This is a genomic window from Pectobacterium atrosepticum (genome assembly GCF_000740965.1).
In the GTDB taxonomy this organism is placed as follows: domain Bacteria; phylum Pseudomonadota; class Gammaproteobacteria; order Enterobacterales; family Enterobacteriaceae; genus Pectobacterium; species Pectobacterium atrosepticum.
Genome location: NZ_CP009125.1, coordinates 613,369 through 635,156 on the forward strand (window position 1 = coordinate 613,369; position 21,788 = coordinate 635,156).

General features: G+C 48.9%; 17 protein-coding genes, 1 tRNA gene and 1 pseudogene. 11 read left to right on the forward strand and 8 right to left on the reverse strand.

Annotated features, from left to right (window positions below; genetic code table 11):
• The first annotated feature begins 51 nt into the window (after positions 1-51).
• The 3 genes from GZ59_RS02745 (at position 52) to GZ59_RS02755 (ending at position 3,374) form a co-directional block, all read left to right on the forward strand.
• Entirely contained in the window at positions 52-582 is a 531-nt protein-coding gene (locus GZ59_RS02745) for a YgjV family protein (RefSeq protein ID WP_039289925.1), read from the forward strand.
• 346 nt (positions 583-928) lie between these two features.
• A complete protein-coding gene (locus tag GZ59_RS02750; RefSeq protein WP_011092266.1) occupies positions 929-2,920 on the forward strand; it encodes an ATP-binding protein in 1,992 nt (663 codons plus the stop codon).
• 28 nt (positions 2,921-2,948) lie between these two features.
• Positions 2,949-3,374 (forward strand): hypothetical protein, encoded by a 426-nt coding sequence (locus GZ59_RS02755; RefSeq protein WP_226302320.1) that lies wholly within the window; start codon positions 2,949-2,951, stop codon positions 3,372-3,374.
• A 629-nt stretch (positions 3,375-4,003) separates the two neighbouring features.
• Here GZ59_RS02755 and sstT read toward each other — a convergent pair.
• The 3 genes from sstT to GZ59_RS02770 all read right to left on the reverse strand — a co-directional run bounded on the left by sstT (position 4,004) and on the right by GZ59_RS02770 (position 7,793).
• Positions 4,004-5,251, reverse strand: coding sequence for a serine/threonine transporter SstT (sstT, locus tag GZ59_RS02760; RefSeq protein ID WP_039289928.1), 1,248 nt, complete (start codon positions 5,249-5,251; stop codon positions 4,004-4,006).
• A 317-nt stretch (positions 5,252-5,568) separates the two neighbouring features.
• Positions 5,569-6,522: a TerC family protein gene (locus tag GZ59_RS02765; RefSeq protein ID WP_011092269.1), complete on the reverse strand. Its 954-nt coding sequence runs from the start codon at positions 6,520-6,522 to the stop codon at positions 5,569-5,571.
• A 272-nt stretch (positions 6,523-6,794) separates the two neighbouring features.
• Positions 6,795-7,793, reverse strand: a complete 999-nt coding sequence (locus tag GZ59_RS02770; RefSeq protein ID WP_039289931.1) for a Gfo/Idh/MocA family protein — start codon at positions 7,791-7,793, stop codon at positions 6,795-6,797.
• Positions 7,794-7,954: 161 nt separating this feature from the next.
• On the opposite strand from GZ59_RS02770, the gene rlmG reads away from it, so the two are divergent.
• Positions 7,955-9,094: a 23S rRNA (guanine(1835)-N(2))-methyltransferase RlmG gene (gene rlmG, locus GZ59_RS02775; RefSeq protein WP_039289934.1), complete on the forward strand. Its 1,140-nt coding sequence runs from the start codon at positions 7,955-7,957 to the stop codon at positions 9,092-9,094.
• A gap of 16 nt (positions 9,095-9,110) precedes the next feature.
• Here rlmG and GZ59_RS02780 read toward each other — a convergent pair whose 3' ends face one another.
• Positions 9,111-11,162 carry an NADPH-dependent 2,4-dienoyl-CoA reductase gene (locus GZ59_RS02780; RefSeq protein WP_039289937.1) on the reverse strand — a complete coding sequence of 684 codons (2,052 nt, stop codon included), beginning with the start codon at positions 11,160-11,162 and terminating at the stop codon, positions 9,111-9,113.
• A gap of 215 nt (positions 11,163-11,377) precedes the next feature.
• Between GZ59_RS02780 and GZ59_RS02785 the strand changes: the two genes are divergently transcribed.
• From GZ59_RS02785 to GZ59_RS02805, 5 genes are all read left to right on the forward strand, one after another.
• Positions 11,378-11,674, forward strand: coding sequence for a hypothetical protein (locus GZ59_RS02785; RefSeq protein WP_039289940.1), 297 nt, complete (start codon positions 11,378-11,380; stop codon positions 11,672-11,674).
• A gap of 265 nt (positions 11,675-11,939) precedes the next feature.
• Positions 11,940-12,428 carry an ATP-independent periplasmic protein-refolding chaperone Spy gene (gene spy, locus GZ59_RS02790; RefSeq protein WP_039289945.1) on the forward strand — a complete coding sequence of 163 codons (489 nt, stop codon included), beginning with the start codon at positions 11,940-11,942 and terminating at the stop codon, positions 12,426-12,428.
• 198 nt (positions 12,429-12,626) lie between these two features.
• A complete protein-coding gene (locus GZ59_RS02795) occupies positions 12,627-14,096 on the forward strand; it encodes a GGDEF domain-containing protein (RefSeq protein WP_039294672.1) in 1,470 nt (489 codons plus the stop codon).
• 71 nt (positions 14,097-14,167) lie between these two features.
• The gene (gene copM, locus GZ59_RS02800; protein WP_039289948.1) at positions 14,168-14,530 is read left to right on the forward strand and encodes a CopM family metallochaperone; all 363 of its coding nucleotides are present in this window, start codon (positions 14,168-14,170) and stop codon (positions 14,528-14,530) included.
• A gap of 325 nt (positions 14,531-14,855) precedes the next feature.
• The gene (locus tag GZ59_RS02805; RefSeq protein ID WP_011092277.1) at positions 14,856-16,772 is read left to right on the forward strand and encodes a beta-glucoside-specific PTS transporter subunit IIABC; all 1,917 of its coding nucleotides are present in this window, start codon (positions 14,856-14,858) and stop codon (positions 16,770-16,772) included.
• A 55-nt stretch (positions 16,773-16,827) separates the two neighbouring features.
• Here GZ59_RS02805 and GZ59_RS02810 read toward each other — a convergent pair whose 3' ends face one another.
• Complete coding sequence (locus GZ59_RS02810) at positions 16,828-18,216, reverse strand: glycoside hydrolase family 1 protein (RefSeq protein ID WP_039289952.1); 1,389 nt, start codon at positions 18,214-18,216, stop codon at positions 16,828-16,830.
• 283 nt (positions 18,217-18,499) lie between these two features.
• A complete protein-coding gene (locus tag GZ59_RS02815; protein ID WP_051122319.1) occupies positions 18,500-18,721 on the reverse strand; it encodes a type 1 glutamine amidotransferase family protein in 222 nt (73 codons plus the stop codon).
• Positions 18,722-18,772: 51 nt separating this feature from the next.
• Between GZ59_RS02815 and GZ59_RS23790 the strand changes: the two are divergent.
• Positions 18,773-18,910 (forward strand): annotated as a pseudogene (locus tag GZ59_RS23790) (LysR family transcriptional regulator); the annotation flags it as partial.
• Between the two features lie 89 nt (positions 18,911-18,999).
• Here GZ59_RS23790 and GZ59_RS02820 read toward each other — a convergent pair.
• Positions 19,000-19,075, reverse strand: a tRNA-Ile gene (locus tag GZ59_RS02820).
• 140 nt (positions 19,076-19,215) lie between these two features.
• On the opposite strand from GZ59_RS02820, the gene mug reads away from it, so the two are divergent.
• Positions 19,216-19,719, forward strand: a complete 504-nt coding sequence (gene mug / locus GZ59_RS02825; protein ID WP_011092295.1) for a G/U mismatch-specific DNA glycosylase — start codon at positions 19,216-19,218, stop codon at positions 19,717-19,719.
• An 81-nt stretch (positions 19,720-19,800) separates the two neighbouring features.
• Here mug and rpoD read toward each other — a convergent pair whose 3' ends face one another.
• A complete protein-coding gene (gene rpoD / locus GZ59_RS02830; protein ID WP_011092296.1) occupies positions 19,801-21,636 on the reverse strand; it encodes an RNA polymerase sigma factor RpoD in 1,836 nt (611 codons plus the stop codon).
• Between the last annotated feature and the right edge of the window lie 152 nt (positions 21,637-21,788).

Genomic DNA, 21,788 nt, shown 5'->3' on the forward strand with positions numbered 1-21,788 from the left:
TTTTATAATGGCGCCGTTTTTTTTCGCAGCAACTTTTTAGAGGCAGGGATCATGACACAGTATTGGATTGCCCAGTCTGTTGGTGTACTGGCGTTTCTGGTCGGTATCACCATGTTTTTCAACCGTAACGATAAAAAATTCAAAATACAGCTATCGGCATACAGCGCCGTGATTGGCCTGCATTTCTTTCTGATGGGAGCAAATGCGGCGGGCGCCAGCGCAGTGTTGAACTCGGCGCGTACGCTCATTTCACTGAAAACACATAATATTATTGTGATGTTTGTCTTTATTTCGCTCACGCTGCTGTTTGGTTTGTCGGGCATGCGTCATGCGATGGAACTGTTGCCGATAGCCGGTACGGTCGTCAGTACCTGGGCGCTGTTCCGCACCTCTGGGTTAACGACTCGCTGCGTGATGTGGTGTTCAACTGCTGGCTGGGTTGCGCACAATATCTGGCTGGGCTCGATTGGTGGATCGCTGATCGAAGGCAGCTTCCTGCTGATGAATGGCTTTAACATCATCCGCTTCTGGCGCATGCAGCAGCGCGGTATCGATCCTTTTAGCGTAGAGAAGAAAGCATAATTTCAGGTTTTGCTCGTAGCATAACGCCGCTCGTTCTTAAGCGAACGGCGTTAAAGGCTAGGGGATAATCAATCCCTTTAATATTGCCTTGAAAAGCTGTAAACCAAAGTAATGACGTGGTTAGTTACTATCTGAATTCCTTACTTCTAGTTCAAAAACTGTCATTATCAGTATGTTTTTAAACGATGAAGCATGCTTACGCCTGAACCGTCACTTTGATGGCTCTACCAGGATTCTACCATTGCAAAGTATGAAGTTAGGGGTACTCTTTGACCGTAAGATCTATGATAAACTTTCCGGCATTAGAATTGTATGTTCTCTAAACCTTCAAGGACGGACATAACCCATGAGCAAAAGAGAGTTTGTCGGTACAACAAACATTACTCATGCTGGTATCAAGAAGCTTTTTACTCGCTGGAAGGATGAACCTTCTCAGGCGATCGTTGAACTAGTAGCCAATGGATTTGATGCAGGAGCCAGTAAGGTTGATGTCCAAATCAAACGGAATGATCTAGGGGGGCTGGAATCTGTATCTGTGTTGGATAATGGTTCCGGTATTAATATTGATAAATGTGAAGAGCATTTTTCAAGATTTAATGAGTCCCTTAAACAAGGAAATGATGATTTACAAGGCGCTCATGGTAAGGGGCGCTTATCTTTTCATCTGTTTAGCAAGGAAGCAATTTGGTTTACCCGTTATCAGGGGCACGACTTTAAGATTACTATAAATAGCGAAAGCCTTCGAGATTTTAAGGTTGTAGAGCTTGTTGAATCAGAGCAACATGCATCCCTAAGAAATTTGCAAAATGGAACATGTGTTGTTTTACGTCATTTCATAAAAAATTTGCCTGGAAAAGATTCTATTATCAAGAAGTTGCAAAATAATTTCGGCTGGCGGCTATCATTAAACAAAAATAGAAAACTTTTTCTAAATGATTTTGAAATTAATGTTCCATTGAATGTATCGATTGAAAAAAATATTGAAGTTGATAAGTTCACCTTTAATGTCTTATTTATACGCTGGATAAGCAAGCCAGGCGTAGAAAAATCATTCAATTATCTTGTTAATAAACAGGGAAGAATTGTCTTCCGTGAGCTAAGTAGTTTTAACCATAAGCAAAATTTTTATCTTAGTACCTATACTCGTTCTGATTGGGTGGATTTTTTTGACATTCATGATTCTAGTTTGAATTTTAATGATGAAAAAAAAGTCAGTATTAGTTCTTATGAGTATAAAAAGTTAAAATCAGAAATTCAAAAGATAGGGAAAGAAATTTATGAAACTTTCCTTAAAGAATTTGTGGATGAAAAAATATGTGAGTATGAAGAAAAAGGATATTTTCCATCTTATTCTGATCTCTTAGAAGTGGATGCTAAATGGAGAATGCAGACCATAAAAAAGACAATAAGTAGTATTTATTATGCTGATCCATCAATATTCTCAAATCTAAAGTCAAAGCAAGCTAAAATTCTTATACACCTTATCGATAAATTAATAGTATCTAATGAAAATAGTGAGCTTTTCGACGTGTTAGAAAGCATCCTTGAATTAGATCATAAAAGCTTATGTGAATTACAGTCTCAAATAGAAAAAACATCACTTCAGAATATAATTTCTACTATTGAAGTTTTGCAGCGTAGAGAGTCTTCTGTTCAGAAATTAAAGGAAGTTATAGTAAGCCATTATGATAAGGTAAGAGAAACACCTGATCTTCAACTTGTCATCGAAAATAATACATGGTTATTCGGCAATAAATATACTATGTTAGGGGCTGAGGAAGATGATTTTCAGAGAATAGCATATAATTTAAGAAATCATGTTAAGGGTATAGATACACTCACATTAGATGATCTTTCTGATGGGTTGGATATTGAAGGAGTCCGCAGACAGGTAGATCTTTTTCTTGCAAGACGACGTATTGATTTTAATGGCCGTGGTGAAAGCTACTTCCAATGTACGATCATAGAGATAAAAAAGCCGAGTATTTCTTTAAATGAAAAGCATCTTCAGCAGTTGAAGGATTATGCAAAAATAATCCTCCAGCACCCTGGTTTTTCAATGGAAAATATGAGATTCGAATTAATTCTCGTTGGAAGAAAAATATCTAATTCTGACTTTGAGATTGGTGCTGCGTTAGAAACTGCAGAAGCACGAAACGAACCTGGGTTAGTGTTTGATGTGAAAAATGGTCGTATAAAAGGATATGTTAAAACTTGGGGTACTATATTTTCTGAATTCGAGTTGTCTAATAGCTATTTGCTAAATAAACTAAAATTGAGAAGGGATTATTTTGATGCTGAAGAGTTAATAAATGATCTGCATGAATCTACTGAATAATATTAATGGGCAGTATATTTAGATGAACATGAAAGACAGTGATTATTGCGATATTAAAAAGGATATAAGATTCTACGCCAGAGATATGAATCAATGGTGGAAAAACCTACAAAAAGATTCTGTGGCAGAATGGTTATTGCTTACGACTATTGGCTGCTGGGGTATACCTAATCACTTATTTCAAATGTTGGCATTCATTCTTACAATTTTGTTTTTTACTGGTAAACTTAAAACTCTTCAGCGGAAATATTCATTTGTTAAGTCAGAGAAGATGATTTTTGGCAAGATCATGGGGAATGATTTTTCTGTAAAGGAACGAGAAATTCTTCTCTATCGGCTAGATAAAATCAAGAAATTCAGACGTAATAGAAATATTATCTTCATTCTTAAAAGAAATTGGCGTTTTATTTTTGGATACACCTTCTTGATGGTTTCTTTTGTCTATAATTTATAAAAATATAGAATGTCTTACATTTTTTATTGCAAAGTAGACCAATCAATTAGATTATGTTGACTGGCCATTTTTATAATATCACAATTTAAACTGGTTGTTTTCAGTATTGGTTACGTTATTTATGCATCTGAAAAATTGACGACTCGGTTTGTGCTTTTCATGTTAATGTGATTTAACCATCACTAATAATATGCTGTGATTCTAATTGTGATTATTTTCTGATTTTGTTCCCGCAATGAATTATATAATGAATAATGTTCATGTTAGGTAACACTTCCATAAAGTCAGACTGTTCAATCAGCGAAATGAGGCATTATCGATTTCAAAAGTCATATCCGGTAATACTTCAACCAGCTTGATTCGGGACAGGGAGATAATGAACACGGTCGATGATCTGGTGTTCGGTAAGTCGGGCTTTGCGCATAGCGATCTCCTCAACGGGACATAATGAGTATGTCGGAAGACCTCTAAAAGTGAATGGTTCGCTTTACCGGGATACTTACATAACGACCAGAAACCTACCTGAGCCAGAAAAGGAAAAAGCCCCGCTTTGCAGCGAGGCCTTATGAATAGTGGTGCCTGGACTCGGGATCGAACCAAGGGCTCGGGGATAATCAATCCCTGATCTGTTACAGCAGATTCAAACGCTCTTTTTCTGCTAGTTTGGCATCTTCCGCGTGACACACGGCGGCGATGAACATCACATCTGTTGAGGAGTTCACCGCGGTTTCTGCCGAGTCCTGCAAGACGCCGATGATGAAGCCAACCGCAACGACCTGCATAGCGATATCGTTGGAAATACCAAACATGCTACACGCCAGCGGAATCAGCAACAGTGAGCCACCTGCTACGCCCGATGCTCCACAGGCACACAGCGATGCCACGACGCTGAGCAGAAGCGCCGTCGGCACGTCGATCTGAATGCCCAGCGTATGCGCGGCGGCCAGCGTCAGTACCGTGATGGTAATCGCCGCACCTGCCATATTGATGGTGGCACCTAGTGGGATGGCGACAGAGTAGGTGTCTTCATCCAGATTCAACTTGCGGCATAGCTCCATATTGACCGGAATATTAGCGGCGGAGCTGCGGGTGAAGAAGGCGGTCACGCCGCTCTCACGCAGGCAGCGCAGCACCAGTGGATAAGGGTTGCTGCGAATCTTCCAGTAAACGATCAGTGGGTTGACCACTAACGCGACCAGCAGCATGCCGCCGATCAGTACCATCAGCAGATGGGCATAGCCCCATAGCGCGCCGAAGCCAGTTTCCGCCAGCGTTGACGCCACCAGACCGAAAATCCCCAGCGGTGCGAAGCGAATCACCACGCGTACAATCATGGTGACCGCGTTGGAGGCATCGTTAATCATGCTCTTTGTGCTGTCCGAACCTTGGCGGAACGCAATACCTAGCCCAACGGCCCAGACCAGAATACCGATGTAATTCGCATTCAGCAGCGCGTGAATCGGGTTGGCGATGACGCTCATCAGCAACCCCTCCAGCACTTCGACAATACCTGATGGCGGCGTGATGTCGGCGGCCTGCGCGTTGAGCGCCAGCGTGGAAGGGAAAAGAACGCTCAGCACCACGGCAATCAGTGCCGCAGAGAAGGTGCCGATGAGGTAGAGAAACAGCACAGGGCGGATATTGGTTTTCTGCCCTTGCTGGTGGTTGGCGATAGAGGCCATGACCAGTACCAATACCAGAATGGGCGCGACGGCTTTCAGTGCGCCGACGAACAGCGTTCCCAATAAACCGGCAGCCAGCGCGGCCTGCGTAGACAGAGAGGCCAGAATAATACCGGCCGCAAGCCCTAGAAGGATCTGTTGAACCAGACTACCGCGAGTAATGTACTGCAAAAAACGAGACTGTTGAGTTTCCATAATTTTGACGGTGTAACCGTTCCGTTTAGTGATTGTGTGCACGGAATTGACACCTCTGGCATGTACCGGGTGGCTTTTTCTTTCCGTAACTAAATGTGTTTGCATGTATCAGTATATGAAAATTTGCTTTTGAGAAAAGCGGTGATGTGGTTTTTTATGACGGACATCCTTGTCCGTCACCCTGCGGGCTGTTACTGCGCAGCGCTGCTATTCGCGCAGAACGTGCGTGGGAATGATTGAATATAGAAACGATTGAATGAGGAAAGACATCTCCGCACAGCGGGAACCGTGCGGAGAGGGAGTGAGGGAGTAAAGAATTAACGCTCGGCGCGTTTGTTCACCCAGACGTTGATCAGCATGGTAATGATCAGAATGCTGGCAACGACGCCCAGAGAAATCGCCACTGGAATATGGAAAATGTCGATGAGCATCATCTTGGTACCAATGAAGATCAGGATGACGGCCAGACCATATTTCAACAGCGAGAAGCGTTCAGCCACACCAGCCAGCAGGAAGTACATCGCACGTAGGCCCAGAATAGCGAACAGGTTAGACGTCAGCACAATAAAGGGATCGGTCGTAACGGCGAAAATAGCCGGGATACTGTCAACGGCGAAAATCACGTCGCTGATTTCAACCATAATCAGCACCAAAAACAGCGGCGTGGCAAACAGTATGCCGTTACGACGGACAAAGAATTTATCGTTCTCGATGCTATCCGTCATGCGCAGATGGCTACGCAGCCAGCGCACCAGCGGTTTGTCACCGATCGCTCCATCACCTTCTTTAGCCAGTGCCATTTTAAGACCGGTGAACAGCAGGAACGCGCCGAACACATAGAGCAGCCACTGGAATTGTGTGACGAGCCAACTGCCGCCAAACACCATCAGCGTTCTGAGAACGATGGCACCCAGCACGCCGTAAATAAGCACGCGACGTTGGTATTGCGGAGGAACGGCGAAGTAGCCGAAGAGCATCAGCCAGACGAAGACGTTATCGACGGCTAGCGCTTTCTCGATCAAATAACCGGTCAGGAAGGCCAGCGACTGTGCGTTAGCGACTTCGCGGCCTACTGTGCCGTCCAGATACCACCAGAAACCGGCGTTGAACAGCAGAGAAAGCGTGACCCAGATGATCGACCAGACGGCAGCCTGTTTGAACGTCATTACCGTCGACCCTTTGCGCCCTTGATAGAGCAGGTCGATGGCCAGCATCACTATAACAATGGCAGCGAAGCTGCCCCATAACCATGGCGTGCCGATGGTGTGCATAGCAAGATCCTTAAATAGAAACAAAAACGGCCAACATCGGAAGGACGCTGGCCGCTTGTTATTAAAGCTGCAAATGCACCTCGCCTCCCGGCAAGGTCTCACTTACAACGTTAATGAAGCTGTTTCATTAAGAATCAAGCTTTTCATCAAAGTTGCCCAGTAACCGGATGCGGTAAGCATCGTAATGACGATTAGCTGGCGGAAAAGTTACTCCCCTTTGCCTGACAGAAGATAGGTGAAAAGATGATCTTGGTCAAATAATTATCACCGTCTTATTCCGCATTTCCCGGCGTCGCGGCATCGGCAGGAAACACGACACCCGTTTGGCGGCGAATTTCCGTCAGCAGCCCGGCGACGGTGCGTGAGCGCGCCAGTTCCGCATGGTTGATGTCGTTATCGTTCACCCGCGCTGCAAAGACTTCCGCTTCATACAGCATGCTGTTGATATGCTGCGGCTGGCTGAGATCCAACTGCTTGCCTTCACGCGGGATGAATTTCACGTTATGGCATTCAGAGACTTTTTCAATCACCAGCGAACCATCTTCCCCCTGAATTTCGCTGGGAATGGCGGAGTGGCTGACTTTGGAATGGACTATGGTGACATCGAAATCACCGTAATTCAGGATGATGCTGCCGTGTGCGTCCACACCGCTTTCCAACAGCGTCGCGCTGGCCTGCGTAGTACAAGGCTCTCCCCACAGCGCCACGGCGAAGGCCAGACAGTAGTAGCCGATATCCATGATGGAACCGTTGGAAAACGCCGGATTGAAGGTATTCGGGTTCTCGCCAGCCAGATAGCGCGGGTAGCGCGAGGAATATTGGCAGTAGCTCAGTACCACTTTACGCAATCTGCCTACTTTCGGCAGTGCCTGCTGCACCACGCTAAAGTTAGGCAGGCTGGCAGTTTTAAACGCTTCAAATAGCACCACCTGATTTTCTCTGGCACAGGCGATCATTTGTTCGACTTCATAGCGGTTGGTGGCCAGCGGTTTTTCACAGATGACATGCTTACCGTGGCTCAGGAAGAGCAGGGCCTGTTCGCAGTGTAGTGAGTTAGGGCTGGCCAGATACACTGCGTCGATAAGATCGGATTTCGCCATGGCTTCCAGCGAATCAAATAGCGTATCCACCATGTAATCGGCTTGAAACGGCTGCGCTTTTTCTACCGTTCGGGAATAGATGGCGGTGAGCTTCAGCTTGCCGGTTTCATGGGCGGCATCAACAAACTGACGGGTGATCCAACTGGTTCCTACAATAGCGAAGCGAATCATAAGCGTTTGGTATCCTGAGGGCATCGGTGATGAATAGGCAGATTATCACGGTGAAATAACAAGGCAACGTCAATCATTTCCCTTTCTGGCAGAGAAAAGCATTTACTGATGAGCTATTTTAAGGGATAAACAGCGCAAATTTTATGATGTAGGAGAGGCTAATGAGCCAACTCGAATTGGAAACGTGCAACCTGACGTTGGTGCGTTACCCTCAGGTCGCTGAAAACTCGGCGCTACAGGCTTGGGATGCCGCAGATGAATACTTGCTGCGTGAGCTGTCTACCATGGAAATCGCGCCGGGCCCGCGCCTGATTTTCAATGATACGTTTGGTGCATTGGCCTGCGGTTTGCAGGCGCAATCGCCCGTCAGTATCAGCGATTCTTATCTCAGCCAACTGGCGACGCGGCATAATCTGGAACTGAACGGCTATGATGCCGATGCGGTAACGCTGTTGGATAGCATGGCGGATCTACCCGATGCGCCAGCGCTGGTAGTGATGAGGATCCCCAAAACGATCGCGCTGCTGGAACACCAGTTGAGAATGTTACGTAAGGTTGTCACGCCGCAAACACGCATTATTGCCGGGGCGAAGGCGCGGGATATTCATACTTCTACGCTGCAACTGTTTGAGCGCGTGATGGGGCCGACGAAAACCTCGCTGGCCTGGAAAAAGGCGCGTCTGGTTCACTGTGAGTGGGCGGAGCTCAAAGTCAGTGAGCAGTCACTTACTACTGAGTGGGAGCTGGATGGCTACGGCTATCGTATCCAAAACCATGCCAACGTCTATTCGCGTAATGGGCTGGATATCGGCGCACGTTTCTTTATGCAGCATTTGCCGGAACAGATAGACGGTAAGATCATCGATCTCGGTTGTGGCAACGGTGTCATTGGGCTGGCGGCGCTGGAAGCCAACCCAGACGCCACCGTCGGTTTCTTTGATGAATCCTACATGGCGGTAGCATCGAGCCAGATGAACGTTGAAGTCAACCGCCCGCAGGATGTTGAGCGCTGTAGCTTTGTGGTGAACAACGGATTGTCCCGCGTTAGGCGCGATACGTTGCAGGCCGTGCTGTGTAATCCGCCATTTCATCAGTTACAGGTCGTGACCGATGAAATCGCCTGGCAGATGTTTATGGATGCTCGCCGCTGCCTTCAGGTTGGTGGAGAGCTGCGCATTGTGGGTAATCGCCATCTGGATTACTTCCACAAGCTGAAGCGTCTGTTCGGTAACTGTGAAACCATTGCCAGCAACACGAAGTTCGCCGTACTGCGTGCGGTTAAAACGAATTCGTCTCGCTAAGCTGTTCCTGTATAAATTACAACGTTAACGCTAGCCGGGTGGCCTGATCGATTGCCCGGCGAGCGTCTAATTCCTGCGCCACATCAGCACCGCCAATCAGATGAACATGACACCCTGCGGCCAGTAAGGGGTCATACAGTTTTCGGTTGGGTTCCTGACCGGCGCAAATAATGATGTTATCCACTGGCAGACAGCGTATTTGCTGATCGTGGATAATGTGCAGCCCCTCATCATCAATATGGTGATATTCCACGCCGCCTAGCATCGTCACGCCGTGGCGCAGCAGCGTAGTGCGGTGTATCCAGCCTGTCGTTTTCCCCAAATTTTCGCCGGGCTTGCCCGTCTTCCGCTGTAATAAGGTAATGTCCCGTGAGTGAGGCAGCTCATTAGCTTGGTGGGGCAACAGACCACCTCGGTGCTGTAACTGCTTATCAATCCCCCATTCCGTATAAAAGTCGCCGTCCGGCTGAGAAGAGAGGGGATTAAGGCGGTGATTGTGATTAAGAAGATGATTGTGGTTAAGAAGATAGTGCGCAGTATCAAAGCCGATGCCGCCTGCGCCGATGATCGCGACGCGTTTGCCGACCGGCTTTTTGTCACGCAGTACGTCCAGATAGCTCAGCACGCTAGGGTGATCAATACCAGCAATCGGGGGGATACGTGGCACGATGCCAGAGGCCAGAATGATGTCATCAAAACCGAGTAAATCAGCGGCGGTTGCCTGCGTGCTCAGGCGAAGCGTGACGCCGTGAAGTTCTAGCTGTCGACGGTAGTAGCGCAGTGTTTCATAAAATTCCGCTTTGCCGGGAATCTGTTTGGCAATATTGAATTGTCCGCCGATATAGGAAGACGCTTCAAACAGCGTGACTTGATGGCCGCGTGCAGCGGCGTTGACGGCAAAGGCCATACCCGCCGGCCCTGCGCCGACCACGGCAAAGCGTTTACTGACTCGCGCGGGCTGGATAGGCAATTCGGTTTCATGGCAGGCGCGTGGGTTGACCAGACAAGACGTGACCTTGCCAGCGAAAATCTGATCGAGGCAGGCCTGATTGCAGCCGATGCAGGTATTGATTTCATCCGCACGCCCCGACTGTGCTTTTGCCACCAGTTCGGCATCAGCGAGAAAAGGACGTGCCATCGATACCATGTCGGCGCAGCCCTCGGCCAGCAACTGTTCCGCCACGCCAGGATCGTTAATGCGGTTGGTGGTAATCAGTGGGATGCGGACTTTCCCCATCAGCTTCTTTGTCACCCAGCCGAATGCGCCGCGTGGCACCAGCGTGGCGATAGTCGGAATTCGCGCTTCATGCCAGCCGATACCAGTATTGATGAGGGTGGCACCCGCTTGTTCAATTGCCTGTGCCAGTTGAACAATTTCCTGCCAGCTTGAGCCTTCTTCTATTAGGTCGAGCATGGACAAGCGGTAGATCAGGATGAAATCAGGCCCCGTTCGTTCCCGTACGGCACGGACAATTTCAAGCGCGAAACGGCAGCGGCGTTGAAAGTCACCGCCCCATTCGTCATCGCGATGATTGGTATGCGTCACCAGAAACTGATTAATCAGGTAACCTTCCGAGCCCATAATTTCCACGCCATCGTAGCCTGCTTGCTGCGCCAGCCCGGCGCAACGGGCAAAGTCGTCGATGGTTTGCACAATATCCTGCGAACTCATTGCACGTGGCGCAAAGCGGTTAATCGGTGCCTGAATCGCTGATGGTGCAACCGGATCGGGCTGATAGCTGTAGCGGCCGGCGTGGAGAATTTGCAGCGCGATTTTCCCACCTGCATCGTGTACCGCTTGCGTCAGAACCTGATGATGCGCCAACTGCGCGTTGTCGTGCAGAGTCGCGCCCCCTTTGGCGACGGCGCCTTTTTCATTTGGCGCAATACCGCCCGTAACAATCAGACCAACGCCGCCCCGCGCGCGCTCGTGGTAAAATGCCGCCAGCCTTTCGGTGCCATCTGGGTGTTCCTCCAAACCGGTATGCATGGATCCCATCACAACGCGGTTCTTTAACGTCGTGAAGCCAAGATCGAGTGGGGAAAGCAGCGTGGGGTAGGCAGTCATTACACTCTCCGGCGAAGTTAACTGGTCTGATGAGTCATGGTGTTCAATCTAGCCGTAATTGAGTGAGTTGTGAAATTTATGTTTATTTATTGTGATTAATGTCATTTCCGATTGTAGGGGGAACCGCGTGTACGCAAGGGATCGTGCGCTGGAATGTTTGTTGTCAGGGGCGTGTGACATTATAATCCGCGGGTTTATTGGGCAAAGGTATCGTTATGCGGGTGGAAGAGTTGGAATATCGGCTGGATAGCGCGCTTCAGGCGTTAGAGCAAAGCGTTCAGCGTCAGCAGCAGACATGGCGGCAGGAACATCAGTCCCTTCAGCAGCAGTTGCTTCAGGCTCAAGAGCGTGATGCTTACCTTTGTACGCAGATTGAACGGCTTTCTGCACAGCTTAGCTCAATGGATAGTTCGCCGGAGCGAAATCCGCTGATTCAAAAAATGAAAGTCATTCATGCCCACCTTGATGCGTTGGCACAAGACGCTACCGCCTTTAGGTGTTCACTTCCGTAAGCGCACTGCCAGCATTTTTACGCTATTGGCTCGTGGTGCTGTAAAAAAGCACCAAGGGTAAAGCAGTAATATCGTGCCACGTTGTTCACGTAATACTCCTGTTCCTTACACAATTCCTCCTCATTCTCCACAATTGCCGTAAATGTGGAGCCGACACTTGCAGAGATTTACCCTTACTCTAATTAACTGAAGGTGTCGGGCCTATACTTTCTCTCGTAGCACGGCACTCGCCGTCGACAAGTCAATTCAGAGAGAGGAATAAAATATGCGTAAACTCACTGCAATGCTGGTTGCTTCTTCTTTGGCATTGGGCGCGGCAGGTCTCGCGCATGCTAATGAAGCACCGAAAGGTCCTGGCTCGGAACACAAGATGATGATGAAAGAGGGTCGGGAGCATCGTGGCATGATGGGGCCCGATGCGATGTTTAAGGAGCTGAATTTGACGGAAGCGCAGAAGCAGCAAATTAAAGACATCATGAAAGATTCCCGCGAGAAAATGCACAAAGCTATGCAGGATGATCGTCGTGATATGCATAGTCTGGTCGCATCAGATACGTTTGATGCCGCGAAAGCACAGGCTCAGTTGGATAAAGCCGATGGCGCGCACAAGGCCAGAATGCTGAGCGGGCTGGAAACCAAAAACAAAATTTACAATGTTCTGACGCCAGAGCAGAAGAAGCAGTACAACGACAGTTTTGAAAAACGACTGACTCAACCGCCAAAACCTGACGGCAAGCCCGTTCCTGCGGAATAATTCGTTCACACGATACCTGAGATACCTAAGTTAGTAAGACCATCGGATTGACGTATTACCTCACGGGGAATGCATCGGTCCGGTGGTTTTTTTATTTATTTTCCCCTCATCCATCACACTGTGAGTAGGGAAATGATTAATGTTATTCTCACGGGAGACAGCAGGCGGGACTATTGGATAGTGGGCGGTAAAGGACAGATGAATAACGATTTGACGTTGAAAACTATAAAATTCATGCCGCTTCTGTTTCTGACCACCCTAATAGTGAGCTGTCTGGGATTTCGGTTTCGAGTGCTGGATGAACTGTCGCTGTTTTGGCCCGCTAATATGCTGGTTTTTTGTCTCATGATTAGTTTCAGGGCCAGAAAAGGGACGATAAAAGGTAAAACATTCTCGATCGGTATGGGTTTTTTAGTGGGCTATGCGGCGATGCTGTCGGCAGCGTTACTGATGGATAATAATTCACCGTTAAAAACCAAGGTACTGTTATGTTTGTGCAATATTATCTTTGTGGTGGCGGCCTGGTGCGCCTTTTACCTGATGTGCCGGTTTACCGGAAAGTGGTCGACATTTGAAAAATTCAGCAAGTATTACGTCTATATTATTTTCGCTTCGACGTTTGTAGGCGCGTTCTCATCAGGTGTGGCTTATGGATTCTATGCGTATGTCTACGATGTTGGGAATCACTATGATGAATTTATGGACTGGTTCAGTGAACAACTGGGAACTGGCATTATTCTCGCGTTCTTTTTCCTGCGGGGTAAAGACATCCTGCGAGCGCTACGGAATATTCCGCTTTGTCCTAAGCACATCAGAGAAAATATTTTTCCCTTTCTGGTCTTCATTATTTTCTTATTGGTTAGCCTGTTTTTTCTGGACGCCAGTCTTATTACACTGTCCGTTATTCCACTTACGCTGTGCGCGTTCAATTACTCTTTCCCGATTATGTCGCTGCTCTGTGCAATTACGGGCGTAATACTGAATTATCTCTATATTAATCAGGTCGGTATACTCATAGATTCAAATTCTGAAGCGTACATTAATTCGTTTCTCACCACGGCACGGCTGAATATAGCGATGCTCATTATGGCGATGTTAAGCGTCTCGCATTTTGTCTCGATGAACCGGCGACTGATTAAAATCATCGAAAGTAACAGTCTGAGGGATGCACTTACGAATACCTTCAATCGTCGCGCTTTTCTCAGTATGTTGAACGTGAGACAGGGCGTGCTGATGAATAAGAGAAAGCGTCAAATAACACTGCTATTTCTGGATATCGATTATTTTAAGCAAGTCAACGATACCTACGGCCATGCCTGCGGTGATGAATTGATCGCCAGCTTTGCCCGTATGCTGAGCGCCAATATTCGACCGAGCGACATTCTTTGCCGCTGGGGCGGGGAAGAGTTCATTATTGCGGCTTACGACCTGACGGATGAGCAGTCTGAAGCCATGGCTGAAGCGCTGCGGCGTCTTACGGAATCCACCCCGCTTATGCTGTCCGATGGTCGGGAAATTTACTTTACTGTCAGCATTGGCGTTGCCATTTTTTCCCAGTATGAAGGCGGCAATATTTACGATCTCATCGGGCTGGCGGACGAGCAACTCTATAAAGCGAAGGCTCAGGGACGTAATTGCGTTTGCATGCGCTTGGCCGAGGGCGTCTGAATCTTTTCTTGACCTTCCCCTTACTGGAACGTCTACCCTCAAAAAGCACTGTGACTGATTGAGAGGTTGTGATGAAGAAAGTTCATTTGTTATTAACGGCGGCTTTGCTGGTTCCATTTCTCTCGTTTGCTGCTGACAGCGCCCATAGCGGCCATGGTTCAACGAACGGCGAGTCGTCTTCCCAACAGGCATATACGAAAGGCATGGATGCGATGCATACCGAGATGATGGAAGGTATGAAGTCCAGCGACCCTGATATTGCCTTCGCCAAAGGGATGATTGCGCATCACCGTGGCGCAATTGATATGGCGAAGACGGAACTGCAATACGGCAAAGACCCGGAGCTGCGTAAGCTGGCGGAAGAGATTATCAAAGCCCAGCAGCCGGAGATCGACCAAATGGAAGCCTGGCTGAAGAAGCAGGGCAAACAGTAAATTTGCCGATGGCGTTTCTTTGAGAAGCGCCATTTTGTTTTTACGGCGTCGTCGAGTCGTGGATTAGGCTGCTTTGCCTGATTGGCAGAAATTTAGTGACTGTTTTCACAGAATAAAACGTAGAGATAGCTTTCTCTGCGTTAACTTGTTAGAAAACAGGAAAGGACGTCACCAGAATTTTCTGGGCGAGACCTGGATAAAGCAGCGTAGGTAACACGCTGCTTTATCCAGGTTTTTTTTTGCTTATTTTCCAGCTGGCCAGCGGATAACAAGCGGGATGACGTGTATTAGGCAGTCGCAGCCATTGACGAAACGGGAAGTCATTATGAATAGCAAAGTGCTCGCTGAAAATATTCTGGAGTTAGTCGGAGGGGAAACCAACGTTTCTACTCTGGTGCATTGTGCAACACGCTTGCGCTTTAAGATTGTTGATCACGGTAAAGTGGATGTGGCTGCGCTGGAGGCGTTAGAAGGCGTCATTACGGTAATCAATGCTTCCGGGCAGTTGCAGGTGGTTATAGGGAATCGGGTGCCGGAGGTTTACCGCGCCTTTGGGCCGATCTCCACATTGCTGGAAGACGGCGACGGAAAACGCCAGACGGCGGAAAGTGATCAATCGACGTCTGCGATGGGACGATTGATCGATCTGGTTGCCGGCATCTTCACCCCCTTACTGGGAGCGATGGCGGCAGCGGGGGTGCTGAAAGGGGTGCTGGCTATCGTGATTGCGCTCGGCTGGCTCAATACCAAAGAAAGTACCTATGTCATCCTGCATGCGGCGTCCGACAGCCTGTTCTATTTTTTGCCGATGCTGTTGGCGATTACTGCTGCGCGTAAATTCGAAACCAACATTTTTGTGGCGGTGTCGATTGCTGGTGCACTGGTTTACCCGACGATTCAGGGGTTGTTTGATGCTGGTCAGCCTGTGACATTCTTCGGCCTGCCTGTCGTGATGATGAAATACACCTCCTCGGTGATACCGATTATCTTCAGCGTGTGGTTAATGTCGTATATCGAGCGTTTCCTGAATCGCCATATTCACGAAAGCGTGCGCAATATTCTGACGCCGTTCTTCCTGCTGGTGCTGATGGTGCCGCTAACGCTGATGACTATCGGGCCGATTGGGATTTCGGCCAGTAAGCTCATTGCGTCGGTGTTCGTCAATATCTATGAATTCAACCCGATTATTGCCGGGGCGCTTATGGCGGCGTCATGGCAGATCTTAGTGATATTTGGTGTGCACTGGGGCTTTGTCACCGTCTTTATTAACGATCTCTCGGTTATGGGTCACAGTTATCTTAAAGCGGCTTCCAGTCCGTCTGTCTTTGCCCAGTCCGGTGCACTGTTGGGCGTGATGGTGCGAACCAAAGATAAAAAGCTCAAAGCGCTGGCGGGTAGTACCTTTATCGCGTCGCTGTTTGGCATCACGGAACCTGGTGTTTACGGCGTCACACTGAAGCTGAAAAAACCGTTTATCTGCGCTGTGATAGCTGCTGCACTGGGTGGTGCTATCGTTGGCTATGCGAAAAGTTCGGCGGTCTCGATGGGGATGCCCGGTTTGCTGACGTTGCCGATTTTCTACGGTGAAGGCTTTGTTGGATTCCTCATCGGCTGTGCCATTGCGTTCGTGGCAAGCTTTGTACTGACGGTTATCGTCGGGTTTGACGATCCCGTCCCGCCAGTTGAGAAAGCATCAACGCCACCGCGTTCGCCATCTACGACACCTGCTGCGCCAGTAGTACGCCAGAACACAAATTCCTTACCGCTGAAAGAGGCTCCGGCGACGGCTGAACAGCTGGGATCGCCAGCAAAAGGTGAATTGATCCCATTGGAAGAGGTGAACGACAAAGTGTTCTCTTCCGGCGTCGTCGGGCAGGGTGTTGCTATTCTGCCGCAGGAAGGCCGTATCTATTCGCCAGTGGACGGCATGATTGCCAGCACGTTTGCCAGCGGCCATGCCGTCGGTATTCTTTCGCAGAAGGGGGCGGAGATCCTGATTCATGTCGGTATCAATACAGTACAGCTGGAAGGTCAGCATTATCAGATGCACGTTGCAGAAGGTGACAAGGTGAAAAAAGGCCAACTGCTGCTGGAGTTCGATCTGGAAGCGATCCAGAAGGCAGGCTACGACACGGTGACACCTATGGTCATCACGAATGCGGAAGAATATCGCGTATTCAGCCTTGGCGCTGCACGCCAGCCGCAGGCCGGAGAGACGATCATCGTGCTGGCTCATGTTTAATTAGCTAATAAACCAGACGGCGCGGTGTGAACGTGCCGTCTGGTTTTCTCGACAGTTACAACGATTTCCCGTTACTGCTAATCACATCCTGATACCAGTAGAAGCTGTCTTTGCGCCGACGTTCCAACGTGCCTTTGCCTTCATCATCACGATCGACATGAATAAAGCCGTAGCGTTTTGACATCTGCGCCGTGCCTGCGCTGACTAGATCGATCGGCCCCCAACTGGTGTAGCCAAGCAGTTCGACGCCATCGTCGATGGCTTCACGTACTTGAATCAGATGACGACGCAGATAATCAATGCGGTAGCTGTCGTGAATGCTGCCATCCTCTTCCACCACGTCGCGTGCGCCTAACCCGTTTTCCACGATGAACAGCGGCTTCTGATAGCGGTCATACAGCTCATTCAACAGGAAACGCAGGCCTTCGGGGTCGATCTGCCAGCCCCATTCGGACGCTTCAAGATGCGGGTTAGGAATCAGGCGGATGATGTTGCCGCGTGAAGACTGGTATTTTTCTGGTTCGAAGGTCGCACAGCCACTCATGTAATAGCTGAATGAAACAAAGTCTACGGTGTGGCTCAGATCGTCTTTGTCCTGCGCGGTAATCGTGAGTTCGACATCATTTTCCCGGAAATAACGCTGAATCCACGCCGGATAGGTGCCGCGAACTTGCACGTCACCGAAGAACAGCCATTCCCGATTCTTGTTCTGCGCTTCCAGTACGTCTTTCGGATGACAGGTCATGGGGTAGCGCACCGCGCCCAGCAGCATATTGCCGATTTTGGCATCAGGGATGATGTCGTGACAGGCTTTCACCACGCGTGCACTGGCAACCAACTGATGGTGGATGGCCTGATAAATATCCTGTTTTGAGGGTTCGCCGCTTAGCCCGATACCCGTAAAAGGCGAGTGCAGCGCCATGTTGATTTCATTGAAGGTCAGCCAGTGCTTCACCTTGTCTTTGTAGCGGCTAAAGACGGTACGGGCATATTTCTCAAAATGGTCGATGACGGCGCGGTTGCCCCAGCCTCCCAACTTTTTCACCAGACCGTACGGCATTTCATAGTGCGACAGCGTAATCAGCGGCTGAATATGATGCTTTGCCATTTCATCAAACAGATGATCGTAAAAGGCCAGACCCGCTTCGCAGGGTTCTGCTTCATTGCCTTCGGGATAAATACGCGTCCAGGCGATGGAGGTGCGTAACACCTTGAAGCCCATTTCGGCGAATAGCTGTATATCCTGCGGATATTGATGATAAAAATCGATTGCCCGATCTTTGATGCAGCTAATGCTCTCATCGCGTTCTGTCACCGGACCATGCACGCCCTTTAGCTGAAGATCGGAGGTCGACACGCCTTTGCCGTCTTCATTCCATGCCCCTTCAACCTGATTTGCTGCGACTGAACCGCCCCATAAAAATCCGTCGGGGAATGCTTTCATAGTATTTCTCCTCATCGTTTTCTACATCATTACGCTGCGCCGGACGGTGGCCTCGCGCTGTCGCGCAGGGAATTACCTGACAACAGGCAAAAAAAAACTTGGGCAGAAGAGAGTAATGCTACTCACCTCTGCCCAAGTCTCGCCCGCCATTGGCGGTAACGTCTTGTTGGAACACTATACAATCCTGAATTTCTGCGGCAATGCCCCCGTCTGGTTATGTGACTCCGGTCACGACATCTCTGTGGGCGTGATGTGTTGTTGCCAGCGTTAGGTGCTTTACCCTCTAACGTCGTTTCTTAGCCTTCGTTTTCAGCGCGCTGAAAACAGCTTCGCCGAGAACTTTAGCGGATACAGGGTTGCGACCTTTAATCAATAGCTCGCCGTTGCTGAGCTTCACATTCAATAATCCTGTTGGGTCGTGGCAGACCGCGCTGACGATGCCGTTGTTTTCATACATCGTACGTACGATTTTGATCAACTGAGGATTGTTGACGAAATCCCACATCGGTCCATATCCACCGACGAGCAGGTTCGTGGTGTATTTAACGGGATCGACCTTGGCGTGCTACTTTTCCACCGTACGACGCGAAAGATGGCATTGACGGAGGCGGGAGAAGAGCCGCTTCTGAAAATTAGGCCTACGGCACAAGCGATTGCAACAGGTTTTGAAGATGTGGCTCAATGGACTGAAAAATCATAGCCATTTTATCGCCATCATTATTTATAAACAAAAAAGCCACCTTGCGAAAGGTGGCTTAACTGTATGATTTTAAATATAAAATTTGGTGGCCCCTGCTGGACTTGAACCAGCGACCAAGCGATTATGAGTCGCCTGCTCTAACCACTGAGCTAAGGGGCCGAATGGGCGGTGATTATACGGTAATGTGCAGGGGAAGGTCTATAGCCTATCTGCCGGGTGGTGGTTTTATACTCAAGATAGCTTGTTGTTATTCTTATCAGAATTTACGATGGGGGTAGTCAACAGTGGTAGGGAAAGACATGATTACCGATATTCTCGCTATGAACCTTCAGGTTGTTTTCTGCGGTATTAACCCTGGGTTATCGACGGCCCATCACGGTTACCACTTTGCTAATCCCAATAATCGCTTCTGGAAAGTGATTCATCAGGCGGGTTTTACTGAGCGTTTGCTGACACCTGCGGAAGAGCAGCATCTGCTGGACACCGGATGCGGAATCACCATGCTGGTAGAGCGTCCAACGGTTGAAGCAACCGAGCTGGGACGAGATGAGCTGCTACAAGGCGGGAATGCGATCGTTGAGAAGATGACGCGCTATCAACCACGAGCGCTGGCCGTGCTGGGTAAGCAGGCGTTCAGTCAGGCATTTGGTATCAAAAAGGTTTCATGGGGGCGTCAGGAGCGGCGTATTGGTGAGACGCAGGTTTGGGTACTGCCGAACCCTAGCGGGCTGAATCGTGCGACGCTGGAGTCGCTGGTGGCGTCATATCAGGAACTGCATCAGGCGTTGCAGGATAACGTGTAAGCGTGGGCTTAGTTTCTGACAGGCAAAAAATAACCCCAGCGAGCCGGGGTTATTTAGAGTTTGCATTAGCTGAAAGATGAATTAATCATCCAGGAAGCTACGCAGCACTTCGGAACGGCTTGGGTGACGCAGTTTACGCAGCGCTTTCGCTTCGATCTGACGAATACGTTCACGCGTAACGTCAAACTGTTTGCCCACTTCTTCCAGTGTATGGTCGGTGTTCATATCGATACCGAAACGCATGCGCAAGACTTTCGCTTCACGCGCGGTCAGGCCAGCCAGTACGTCGTGTGTCGCAGAACGCAGGCTTTCCGACGTGGCGGAATCCAGCGGCAGCTCCAGCGTCGTATCTTCGATGAAATCGCCCAAATGTGAATCTTCATCATCACCAATCGGGGTTTCCATTGAGATCGGCTCTTTCGCGATCTTCAGCACTTTGCGGATCTTGTCTTCTGGCATCAACATACGTTCAGCTAGTTCTTCCGGCGTCGGCTCGCGACCCATTTCCTGCAACATCTGACGAGAGATACGATTCAATTTGTTGATCGTCTCAATCATATGTACCGGAATACGGATGGTACGCGCCTGATCGGCGATAGAACGGGTGATCGCCTGACGGATCCACCATGTGGCATAGGTCGAGAATTTGTAGCCACGGCGATATTCGAACTTATCTACCGCTTTCATCAGACCGATGTTGCCTTCCTGAATCAGATCAAGGAACTGCAAACCACGGTTGGTGTATTTCTTCGCGATAGAAATAACCAGACGCAGGTTGGCTTCCACCATTTCTTTCTTGGCGCGGCGAGCCTTTGCTTCACCAATCGACATACGGCGGTTGATGTCTTTAACCTGCTCGATCGTCAGACCGGTTTCTTCTTCGATCTGTTTTAGCTTTTGCAGGCTGCGAGTGACATCTTCTGCAACATCATTCAGTTTTTCAGACCAGGGCTTGCCCATCGCCACTGCTGCTGCAAACCAGCTGTTGTTGGTTTCATTGCTGGTGAACATGGTGACGAAGTTTTTCTTCGGCATTTTGCACTGTTCAACACACAACTTGATGATCAAACGTTCCTGAGTACGGACGCGATCCATCATGGTGCGCATGCTGTTAACCAGGAAATCAAACTGTTTCGGCACCAGACGGAACTGCTTGAAGACTTCAGACAGGTTCAGGATTTCCTGTGCTGCTAGCGCATGGCTACGACCATGGGCCTTGATCACCTTACGGGTCGTTTCATATTGCTCACGCAGTTCAGTGAACTTCTCACGCGCCAGTTCAGGATCGATGCTGTTGTCGTCTTCTTCCTCGTCTTCGTCTTCTTCCTCGTCGTTATCGCTTATTTCTTCGCTCGAAAGCTCGGAACCAACGTGAGTCGCGGTAGGGGCAATGTCCTCTTCCGCATTAGGATCGACGAAACCGATGATCAGGTCGGACAGGCGGCTTTCGCCCGCTTCGACACGATCGTATTGTTCCAGCAGATAGGTAATGGCTTCAGGATACTCCGCGACAGAGCACTGAACCTGATTGATACCGTCTTCAATACGCTTAGCGATATCGATCTCGCCTTCACGCGTCAACAGCTCAACGGTACCCATTTCACGCATGTACATGCGAACTGGATCGGTGGTGCGACCAATTTCCGATTCAACACTGGATAGAACCTGCGCAGCAGCCTCTGCCGCATCTTCATCGGCATCATTGGTGTTTTCGGCCAGCAACAGATCGTCTGCATCCGGTGCTTCTTCCATCACCTGGATGCCCATGTCGTTAATCATCTGGATGATATCTTCGATCTGATCCGAGTCGATGATATCTTCCGGCAGATGGTCATTGACCTCAGCATAGGTCAGGTAGCCTTGCTCCTTACCACGGGTAACAAGCAGCTTCAGCTGTGACTGCGGGTTTTGCTCCATAAGACGGTATCCACACTTCAGAGTATTTGGGTTGGTGTCGGTCAGCGTAGTTCGCTAACAATAGCATTAGGGGTATTTTTCTTATCGCCGCGGCCCCTGCAGCGGCTCTTTGCAGGGATCAACCCTGCTATTTATCGGCAATTAAGCCTCTG